Raw genomic sequence first — 9,441 nt, forward strand, 5'->3', positions numbered from 1 at the left:
AGCGAGTACTTCCTGCCGCTGCTCGGCCATTTCGGCTTCAAGGACTATCTGAAGCACGCGCCCGACGTGCCCGACAGCGACGTCACTGTCGAATATTGCGCGCGCCGGAATTGGATCGTCGGCTCGCCCGCGACGGTCACCGAGAAGATCGAGAAGATCTACCGGGAGGTCGGCGGCTTCGGCGTCCTTTGTGTGTTCGGCTTCGACTACAAGCACAAGCCGGAGGCCTGGCGGCACTCGCTGGACCTGCTCAAGAACGAGGTGATGCCGCGGCTCAAGCATCTCGGCGCCGAGTTCGAGAAGGCTGCATGACAGCTGCGCGGGGTGCGGGGCTTGCCTCGCACCCCGCCTCGCATATCTTGAACGGAGTGTTTTTTACCTAAGCATGATCCGGACCCGGAGGGCCGCGTTGGCGCAAAGTGCGAAGCGGCTTTTCGAGCAGGATCATGCTCAAACAGGGTTTGCGGCATGACGGTCGACGCACAGAGTTTCAAGCAGGCGATGCGCCATTGCGCGGGCGCCGTCGCGCTGGTGACGGTCGGCTCCGAGACGGGGCAGCGCACCGGCCTGACCGTGACCTCGGCCTGCTCGCTGTCGGACAATCCGCCCTCGGTCCTGGTCTGCGTTAACCGTAACGCCAGCGCGCATCAGCGCATCCGCGAGGAGCGCCATTTCGTCATCAACTTCCTGAACGAGGACCACGCGCTGCTGGCACTGACTTTCTCCGGACAGAAGGGCGTCAACGGCGACGACCGTTTTGCGTTTGGACGCTGGACCACCGGCGCCACCGGCGCCCCGGTGCTGGAGGATGCCGTCGCGGCGTTCGACTGCGTGCTGGCGCAGGAGCTCGAGACCAAGACCCATTCGATCTTCATCGGCGAGGTCCAGCACGTCCGCGCCGCGACCACGGTCGACCCGCTGATCTATCTGCGCTCTGGCTTCCAGAGCGTGCGCAACATCCACGATCCGGTCGAGCTCGGCGACCTAGATGCGCGCCGCGTCAGCTGGAACGAATTTTCCTGAAGCGTGCGGACATCTGCAAGGCGAACGGGTCCAGGCGCCCGATCTTCTCTCGATCGTTTGAGGGCTGTCGGGCTGCGTCGCCTTGGAGGCGCAATGCTGACGACCCGTCTTGCGCCGCGCTTGATGGCTTTGGCCCGGCCATGCGGGCCGGGCCAACGCCATGCGAGGCGTAGCTGTCCTTGCTGTGATCCTGCGGACGCTGCGCTGCTATGACCCCGGCGTTCTCACGACCAGTTTGATGTTCAGAAGATTGACCCCCTTGAACGGGTTCGGCGCGCTTTCGATCGTTCCTGTGCCCGTCGCATTCGCATAGGCGCCCGTGCCCGAGAGGATCGTATATTCGCCGTTTGACTTTCCGTCTTTGACCGCGCCGGTGTAGCGCGCCGTGATCGCGCCTTCTTCGAACGTGTAGGTGCTGTAACCGTAATAGGAGCCCGAGCCCTTCAGCATGTCTCCTGAATGGACGAACTCCTTCACCCCGATATGGCCATCACTGAAGACGGCGACACCAAAGAACTTGCCGGAAACGACCGTCTGCCCTTCGACGTTTGCTGCCTCGATGACCTTGACGTCGACAGGCTTGGTGACGAGCTTGAACTCGAGCACTTTCTCACCCGCTACGGCGGTCGACGCCGCAACGACGATTGCCACGCTGGAAACGAAAAAGGTGATAAAATTCCGCATAGACTCCTCCTGCGTTTGCTGAAATCAAATCAAGGAGTGCACAGCGGGCTATACGTCATGCCCAGCATTTGCGTTGCAGCACGAAAGAGAGCCCGCGGTGATATCCCGGCAGCGGCCGAAGCTTTCGGTACCCCAGCACGCTGGCTGGAACGCACGCATTAGTCTACGCGACGGTAGAAGGTTCAGCAAGCGTAGTCCGCCAGCGCATCAGACGACAGGTTCCGCGACATCAGAAAAGCCGTGGCGTGCTATAGTGTAGTTGCGTGCGAGCGATCGACCGAGGAGGTAGCGCCACTCACCAATCTTTCTCTTCGCTGCCGTGGTCGGCCGCGCGCGCGGCAACCATCGAAGTTACTGCGGATCGACGTACCCATGACGATTGCTGCGGGAAAATCCGGCAAGCACGTCTCAAGAAACCTCGTCACCGACAAGGAGTCTCACCATGAAGATTGTTGTGATCGGCGGTACCGGACTGATCGGCTCAAAGACCGTTGCCATCCTGCGCCAGCGCGGCCATGACGTCGTCGCGGCCTCGCCGAAGAACGGCATCAATGCGATCACCGGCGAGGGGCTGAAAGAGGCGCTGGCCGGCGCGGCGGTCGTGATCGACCTCGCCAATTCGCCGTCGTTCGAGAACAAGGCGGTGATGGAGTTCTTCGAGACCTCCGGCCGCAACCTGCTGGCGGCGGAGAAGCCGGCCGGCGTCAAGCACCATGTCGCGCTGTCGATCGTCGGCACCGACCGCACGCCCGAGAACGGCTACTTCCGCGCCAAGGTCGCACAGGAGAAGCTGATCGAAGCGTCCGGGATTGCCTACACCATCATCCGCGCGACGCAGTTCATGGAATTCGTCGGCGCGATCGCCGATGCGGGCGTGGTTGGCAACACCATCAGGCTCTCGCCCGGCCTGTTCCAGCCGATCGCGGCGGAGGACGTGTCCGCGCTCGTCGCCGATATCGCGCTCGAGCCGCCGCGCAACGGCATCGTCGAGATCGCAGGTCCGGACCGCGCGCCGTTCAACGAGATCGTGGCGCGCTACCTGAAGGCAAAAGGCGACCCGCGCGAGGTGGTGAAAGACCCTGAGGCGCTTTATTGGGGCGGCCGGGTCGAGCAGCACTCGCTGGTGCCGCTCGGCGAGGCGCGCCTCGGCGGCATCGATCTGAACGAATGGTTGCGCCGCGCGCGGCCGGCCGCCTGACGGTATCAGCTATTTGAGCCACACCAGTAGCGGAACGGGCGCGCGTCCTTCGCAGGACAGCGTGCCCTCGTAATTGCGCGTCTTGCGGGCGCTGTAGGTGCAGGGCGCGCCGTCCAGCACAAGCTCGGCCGTGACCTGCGAATCCGCGCCCGTGATTTGCAGCCTGATTTCTCCGGCGCGTTCGTCCGGCCCGTCCTGCGTGCAGATGCCCACATGCTTCATCTTGAGCGGTCCGGAGAACTGCCTCGGCGCGCCTGGCGCGCTTTCGGTGAGATGTCCGGTCAGCTCCCATTCGCCGAGCACGCCGGCCTGGCCGAGGATCTCCATCGCGCCAAGCGGCAGGGTATAGCAAAGCGATAGCGCAACGGCGCCGAGCAGCGCCGCTCCACCGTTGCGCCATGTCGCCCGTGGCATCACAGCTTGCTTCCGGTCGTCTGGCGCAATTCGATCAGCTCCGGCCGCGACAGGTCGGCATCCGCGGTAAGCCGGGCAATCTGATCAGCGCATTCCCGGATCTTGGCCTGATCGCCGGCTGCCTTGGCGCTCTTGATCATGCCGAGATAAGTCGCCAGCCGGTTGGGCTCCTTCTTGAGCACGGCTTCGTAGGCGGCGAGCGCCTCCCTGGCCATGCCGCGATCGAGCAGCATCGCCGCGTAGAGCTCGCGCGCCGGCGCCAGCGGTCCCGGCGTGACGGGATGCTTCTCGGTCTTGTCTTCCGCCTGCGCGGCGGCGTTCATCGCGCCGAGCGCCTCGTCGTATTTGCCTTCCGCGTACAGCACCCAGGCGCTGGCGATCTGCTGCTGGATGTCGACGATGTTGGACCAGTAAGCGTCCTTTGCGTCCTTCAGCTTGTCGCGCAGCTCGACCAGCTTGGCGACATCGGCCTTGGCGGCGGCGGGGTCACCGGAGCGCGCCGCGCCGACCGCGCGGGCGAAATAGGTGATGGCGTCCGCATAGGCGTATTTGGTCGGATGCACTTCAAGCGCGGCGGCTCCCTTCCAGTCGCCGCGTTCGAAGACATAGCGGGCCTGGCTTGCCGCCACCGCGAAGGGGCCTGCGAACCGGTCGAGCTTGAACTGAAGCTTGCCGAGCTCGTCGATCACCGCACGCGCCTCCTTGTCCTGGCCGAGCTGGAGATAGGCATAGACCAGATAGTCCATCGCGTGCGCCTGGTCCTGCTGTTCGCCGTCTTCCCTGGCGATGCGCGCGGATTCCTTGTTCGAGGCGATCGACTCCTTCCAGTAGCCGACGCGCGTGAAGATGTGCGACGGCATGTGCTGGGCATGCGGCGCGTGTTCGGCGATCTTGGCATAGCGCATCGCCGCGGGGAGGCCCTTCTCCGCGAGCGCCGGGTAGTCGTAGAGATGGATCAGATAGTGGGCGATGCCGGGGTGCTCGGGCTGGCGCTTGAAGATCGGTTCGAGCAGCGCCGCGCCCTTCAGCTGGTTGGCATAGGTCTTGTCGGCCGGGGATGCCGCGACGTTGAGCGTGATCGCATAGGCGATCTGCGCCTCGTCATCGTCGGCATAGTGCGTCGCGACCTGCTCTTCGGCCGCGAGGAAACGCTGCACGCGGGTGCGGTGATCGACCTTGTCGTAGTCGACATACATCGCCGCGATCGCATCGATGTATTCGCGCTCGCGCGGGGTGCCGGCATTCAGCGCCTGGCCTTTTTTCGCAGCCTCGAGGCCGAGCGGAAGGTTTTCCGGCGGCGGCGGGGCGTGCGGATTGTAGAGATAGCTGAGCGCGATCCCCCAATAGGCGATGGCGCATTGCGGGTCGGCCTCCAGCACCTCCTCGAAGGTGCGCCGCGACGCGCTGTACCAGAACGAATGCTGATACAGCATGGCGCGATCAAACAGCTCCTGCGCTTCAGGCTTGCAGGATGTCACAAAATGCACTTTGCCCAATCGTTGCTCAGTGGAATCCGAGGCGGCAGGCTGCGAAATGGTCGCGGCAATGAGGCCAACGACCACAGCGAGGGGAAACCGTGTCATGGGACCCGCTCCGTGGCGTTGAATGAAAGGTGTATGATAGCACCCTTCAGGTGCCGCCGGAACAGCAGGGGCGGTTCTGGTCTAGCTGTCCAGCGCGATCCCTAACGCCTTGATCTTCCGGTACAACGTCGCGCGGCTGAGCCCGAGCGCCTTGGCCGCGTCCGTCACTCTTCCGTCATTGGCGCGCAATGCATCGACGATCGCGGCGCGCTCGCTCGCGGTGTGATCGGCCTCCGCACCGCGTGCGCTGAACGGCGGCAGATCGAGATCCGCCTCGCTGATGACGCCGTCCTCCGCGGTGGCGCCGGCGAGCCGCAGCACGTGGCGAAGCTGGCGCATGTTGCCGGGGAACGGATAGGCCATCAGCTGCGCCCAGGCGTCGGTTGCGATGCGGCAATGCGGCGCTTCCTCGTCGGCGATCTGCGCGATGACGTCTCTGCGGTCGGCGCGCTCGCGCAACGCGGGCAGGCGGATCTCCATGCCGCGCAGCCGGTAATACAGATCGGAGCGGAAGCCGCCGTCCTCCGCCATCCGCGCCAGATCACGGTGCGTGGCGCTGATCAGGCGGATGTCGACCGCGACCGGCTTCAGCGCGCCGAGTGGCCAGACCTCGCGGTTTTCCAGCACGCGCAGCAGCCGGGTCTGCAGCGAAAGCGGCATGTCGCCGATCTCGTCGAGGAACAGCGTGCCGCCAGAGGCCTGCACGATCAGCCCCTTCGATCCCTCGCGCCGCGCGCCGGTGAAGGCGCCGGCCTCGTAGCCGAACAGCTCGGCGTCGATCAGGCTCTCCGGCATCGCCGCGCAGTTCAGCGCGACATAGTTGCGGCCGGCGCGATTGCTCGCCGCATGGATGGCGCGCGCGAACACGTCCTTGCCGGCGCCGGTCTCGCCATGCAGCAGGATCGGCAGGTCGAGATTGCCGACCGTCATCAGCCGCTTCACGCCCTTGATCAGGACGGGATCGCGGCCCGCCAGCCGGTGCAGGCCGGAAAACTGTCCGGCCGGCTTTTCGCGCGGCGGTTGGGACGGTGGACGCGGCGATCGCGCCCGCACCGGCGGCGCCAGATGGCCGCGTCCCCACGGCGTGCCGTCGGCGCGACGCAGCGCGACCTGCTCGTCCGCGGCACGCGTCGCGCGATCGTCCAGTTGAATGAGATGCGACAGGTCGATGCCGTCGTCGATCATCGCATCGGTCAGGCCGAACGCGGCGCGCGCCGTGCGGCAGGCGCCGACGACACGGCGGTCGTCGTCATAGGCCAGCATGCCGTGCCCGTCGCCGGGCAGCATCGCGATCCAGGAGGCACGGTAGCGCCGGCGGAAGAACGACTGCTCGATCCGTCGCGTCGCCTCCGTGGTGACGGCGAGCGCCAGTTCATGCGCGCTGCGGCCGAGGTCGCTGCGGCACGAGGTGATGTTGACGGCGCCGGCGAGCCGCCCGGCGTGATCGAACAGCGGCGACACCGCGCAGGTGAACATGTGCCACTGCTCGCGGAAATGCTCGTCGCCATGCACCAGGATCGGCCGCTGCTCGGCGAGCGCGGTGCCGAGCCCGTTGGTGCCCTCGAACGTCTCGGCGAAGTTCGAGCCGGTGTAGATTTTCCATTCCAGGAACATCCGCGCGTAGTCGCCGTCGGGCAACCTGCTCACCAGCATGGTGGCGTTGGGATCGGCGAGATTGACGCAGTAGCCGGAGTCGTGAAGCACCCGGGCGAGGTCTTCCAGTTCCGGGATCGCGACCTGGATCAAATCCTCCATCGGCTCGGCGATGTGCCGGACCTCGGCCTCGGTCAGCGTCTGCGGCGGCCCGCGCCGGGCCGGATCGAGGTTGTGATTGACCAGGCAGCGCCGCCAGGACGCGGCAATCCGCGTCTCGGTGTCGACGCCGGCCACCTGGTTGGCCGTCGACAAAACACGGGCGACGTGATTTGAGGCCGAAAGATTGGCCATCCAGAGGTCTCCACCCCTAATTTTCCGCGAAGTCTGGCAGTCCGCGGCCGAATGTCAATTGGCCGACGGGGTCGCGGGACGGCAACCTCCCCTTGAAAAGGGGAGGTCGCCTTGCTCGGTAGAGCAAAGCGGGTGGGGATCCGCTCTCTCCGCACAGAGCGTCGCCTGTGGTTGACCCCCATCCCGACCTTCCCCCTTTCAGGGGGAAGTAGAAGGCGGACCGCAGCCCGAGTGGAGCCAACGGGCTACGGGGATGACTTCACCTCGCCGGACGTGAGCAGCACGAACGAACGCCCCGCCGCCTTGTACGCGCTGTCGAACGCGAGCTGCGCGCCCGCCGGCTCTTCCGGCGCGTTGGTGTCGAGCAGCAGCGACCAATGCGCGCCGGCTGAGGTCGGCGGCAGCTTGAAGTCGACCTCGCCCTGATAGCTGTTGAGGATGACCAGCACGGTGTCGTCCTCGCCCTCACGCGCGATCGCGGTCTTGCGGGCGCGGCCGTCGAGCACGACGCCGAAGCATTTGATCCAGCCGGTGCTCCAGTCGGTTTGCGTCATCTCGGCGCCTGTCGTGCCGATCCAGACCACGTCGCGGATCTCGAGCTGCGGATCGCGATCGCCGGAGAGGAAGCGGCTGCGACGCAGGATCGGGTAGTCGCGCCGCAGCTTGATCATCCGCTTGGTGAAAGCGAGCAGCTTCCCGGCGTCGTCGGAAAAATTCCAGTCGAACCAGGAGATGTCGTTGTCCTGGCAGTACGCATTGTTGTTGCCGCGCTGGGTGCGGCCGAACTCGTCGCCGCCGAGCAGCATCGGCGTGCCCTGCGAGGCCAGCAGCGTCGCCAGCATGTTGCGCTTCTGCCGTTCGCGCAAAGTGCGGATATCCGGATTGTCGGTCGGGCCCTCGGCGCCGCAATTCCAGGAGTGGTTGTCCGACGAGCCGTCATTGTTGTGCTCGCCGTTGGCCTCGTTGTGCTTGTTGTTGTAGCTCGCCCAATCGTTCAGCGTGAACCCGTCATGCGCGGTGATGAAGTTGACGCTGGCCCAGGTGCGGCGTCCCTCGCGGTTGAACACGTCGTGCGAGCCGAGCAGCCGCGGCGCCAGGCTGCCTGGTGCCGCCTCGCCCCGCCAGAAATCGCGCACAACGTTGCGGTATTTGTCGTTCCACTCCGCCCAGCCCGCCGGAAAGCCGCCGACCTGGTAGCCGCCGGGGCCGCAATCCCAGGGCTCGGCGATCAGCTTGACGGTCGCGAGCAACGGGTCCTGGTTCATCGCCTTGAGGAAGCCGGACTGCTCGTCGAAACCGTAGACTTCCCGCGCCAGGATGGTGCCGAGATCGAAGCGGAAGCCGTCGACATGCATGTGGCCGGCCCAGTAGCGCAGGCTGTCCATCACCATCTGGATCACCCGCGGATGTGACAGGTTCACCGTGTTGCCGGTGCCGGTGTCGTTGATGTAGTAGCGCCGCTTGTCCGGCAGCAGCCGGTAATAGCTCGCATTGTCGATACCCTTGAACGACAGCGTCGGGCCGCGCTCATTACCTTCGGCGGTGTGGTTGTAGACGACATCGAGAATGACTTCGAGGCCGGCGCCATGCAGCCGCGACACCATCTCCTTGAATTCGCGCAGGCTGTTCGGCACGTCGGCGGCGTAGCGCGGATCCGGCGCGAAGAAGCCGATGGTGTTGTAGCCCCAGTAATTGGTGAGGTGCTTGTCCAGCAGGTTGCTGTCGTTGATGAAAGAATGCACCGGCAGCAGCTCGACCGAGGTGATGCCGAGCGCCTTCAGATGATCGATCGCGGCGTTCGAGCCGAAGCCGGCATAAGTGCCGCGCAAATGTTCGTTGACGCCCGGGTGCTGTTTGGTGAACCCCTTGACGTGGGTCTCGTAGACCACGGTCTCGTCCCAGTGCACGTCCTGCCGCTGCGCTTCCTGGACCCAGTCGAAATTGGGATCGACCACCACGCATTTCGGCATGAACGGCGCGCTGTCGCGCTCGTCGAAGGTGAGGTCGTCGCCGCTCTCCATCTTGTAGCCGAACACCGCCGGATTCCACGTTAGGCTGCCGGCATGGGCGCAGGCGTAGGGATCGAGTAGCAGCTTGTTCGGATTGAAGCGGTGGCCGCCGTCCGGCTGGTAGGGACCGTAGACGCGATAGCCGTAGAACGTCCCCGGCTGCACGCCATTGATGAAGCCGTGAAACACCTGGTCGGTGTATTCGGGCAGCTCGAAGCGATGCGTCTCGCGCCCGCCGTCGAACAGGCACACCTCGACCTTGGTGGCGTTGGCGGAAAACACCGCGAAATTGGTGCCGTGACCACTCCAATGGGCGCCCAGCGGATAGGGCAGCCCTTCCTCGATGACGAAATCGGACATCGGTTCCCCAAGGCCCCTGTCAGGCCGCCAGATCAATCTGCAACAAACGCCGCCGTGCGGAAAACGTTGCATGGGTGATTTTAGGAGAGTTTGTCCCTGGCCTGTGTGACGGTTCAAACGCGGCGCCGCTCTCTCCGTTCGTCATTCGGGGCATACGAAGCGAATGTGTGACTCACAGAGCCCGCAACAATTTCACCGTCGTCCCGGCGAAGGCCGGGACCCA

At 65.0% G+C, this 9,441-nt stretch carries 8 protein-coding genes; 3 read left to right on the forward strand and 5 right to left on the reverse strand.

Annotated elements, in window-relative coordinates; genetic code table 11:
* Together AKL29_RS44815 and AKL29_RS14365 are read left to right on the forward strand one after the other, a co-directional pair.
* Positions 1–383 (forward strand): hypothetical protein (locus tag AKL29_RS44815; RefSeq protein WP_430648873.1); only part of this gene is annotated, 383 nt, incomplete at its 5' end.
* 85 nt (positions 384–468) lie between these two features.
* Complete coding sequence (locus AKL29_RS14365; RefSeq protein ID WP_016847112.1) at positions 469–1,023, forward strand: flavin reductase family protein; 555 nt, start codon at positions 469–471, stop codon at positions 1,021–1,023.
* A gap of 207 nt (positions 1,024–1,230) precedes the next feature.
* On the opposite strand, the gene AKL29_RS14370 is transcribed toward AKL29_RS14365, so the two are convergent.
* Positions 1,231–1,707, reverse strand: a complete 477-nt coding sequence (locus tag AKL29_RS14370) for a hypothetical protein (RefSeq protein WP_028335900.1) — start codon at positions 1,705–1,707, stop codon at positions 1,231–1,233.
* Positions 1,708–2,149: 442 nt separating this feature from the next.
* Between AKL29_RS14370 and AKL29_RS14375 the strand changes: the two genes are divergently transcribed.
* The gene (locus AKL29_RS14375) at positions 2,150–2,905 is read left to right on the forward strand and encodes an SDR family oxidoreductase (protein WP_050384652.1); all 756 of its coding nucleotides are present in this window, start codon (positions 2,150–2,152) and stop codon (positions 2,903–2,905) included.
* Positions 2,906–2,914: 9 nt separating this feature from the next.
* On the opposite strand, the gene AKL29_RS14380 is transcribed toward AKL29_RS14375, so the two are convergent.
* The 4 genes from AKL29_RS14380 to glgX all read right to left on the reverse strand — a co-directional run bounded on the left by AKL29_RS14380 (position 2,915) and on the right by glgX (position 9,218).
* Positions 2,915–3,319: a hypothetical protein gene (locus AKL29_RS14380; RefSeq protein WP_050384653.1), complete on the reverse strand. Its 405-nt coding sequence runs from the start codon at positions 3,317–3,319 to the stop codon at positions 2,915–2,917.
* Positions 3,319–4,902, reverse strand: coding sequence for a tetratricopeptide repeat protein (locus tag AKL29_RS14385; protein WP_050384654.1), 1,584 nt, complete (start codon positions 4,900–4,902; stop codon positions 3,319–3,321). The genes AKL29_RS14380 and AKL29_RS14385 overlap by 1 nt, the downstream gene beginning before the upstream one ends.
* Positions 4,903–4,983: 81 nt before the next feature.
* The gene (locus AKL29_RS14390) at positions 4,984–6,849 is read right to left on the reverse strand and encodes a sigma-54-dependent Fis family transcriptional regulator (protein ID WP_050384655.1); all 1,866 of its coding nucleotides are present in this window, start codon (positions 6,847–6,849) and stop codon (positions 4,984–4,986) included.
* Between the two features lie 245 nt (positions 6,850–7,094).
* Positions 7,095–9,218, reverse strand: a complete 2,124-nt coding sequence (gene glgX, locus AKL29_RS14395; RefSeq protein WP_152977594.1) for a glycogen debranching protein GlgX — start codon at positions 9,216–9,218, stop codon at positions 7,095–7,097.
* Positions 9,219–9,441 lie beyond the last annotated feature (223 nt).

Source organism: Bradyrhizobium pachyrhizi (assembly GCF_001189245.1).
Taxonomy (GTDB): Bacteria; Pseudomonadota; Alphaproteobacteria; order Rhizobiales; family Xanthobacteraceae; genus Bradyrhizobium; species Bradyrhizobium pachyrhizi.

Coding starts and splice junctions, on each gene's coding strand:
- AKL29_RS14365 (WP_016847112.1), top strand. CDS start 469: ATGACGGTCGACGCACAGAGTTTCAAGCAGGCGATGCGCCATTGCGCG.
- AKL29_RS14370 (WP_028335900.1), bottom strand. CDS start 1,707: ATGCGGAATTTTATCACCTTTTTCGTTTCCAGCGTGGCAATCGTCGTT.
- AKL29_RS14375 (WP_050384652.1), top strand. CDS start 2,150: ATGAAGATTGTTGTGATCGGCGGTACCGGACTGATCGGCTCAAAGACC.
- AKL29_RS14380 (WP_050384653.1), bottom strand. CDS start 3,319: ATGCCACGGGCGACATGGCGCAACGGTGGAGCGGCGCTGCTCGGCGCC.
- AKL29_RS14385 (WP_050384654.1), bottom strand. CDS start 4,902: ATGACACGGTTTCCCCTCGCTGTGGTCGTTGGCCTCATTGCCGCGACC.
- AKL29_RS14390 (WP_050384655.1), bottom strand. CDS start 6,849: ATGGCCAATCTTTCGGCCTCAAATCACGTCGCCCGTGTTTTGTCGACG.
- glgX (WP_152977594.1), bottom strand. CDS start 9,218: ATGTCCGATTTCGTCATCGAGGAAGGGCTGCCCTATCCGCTGGGCGCC.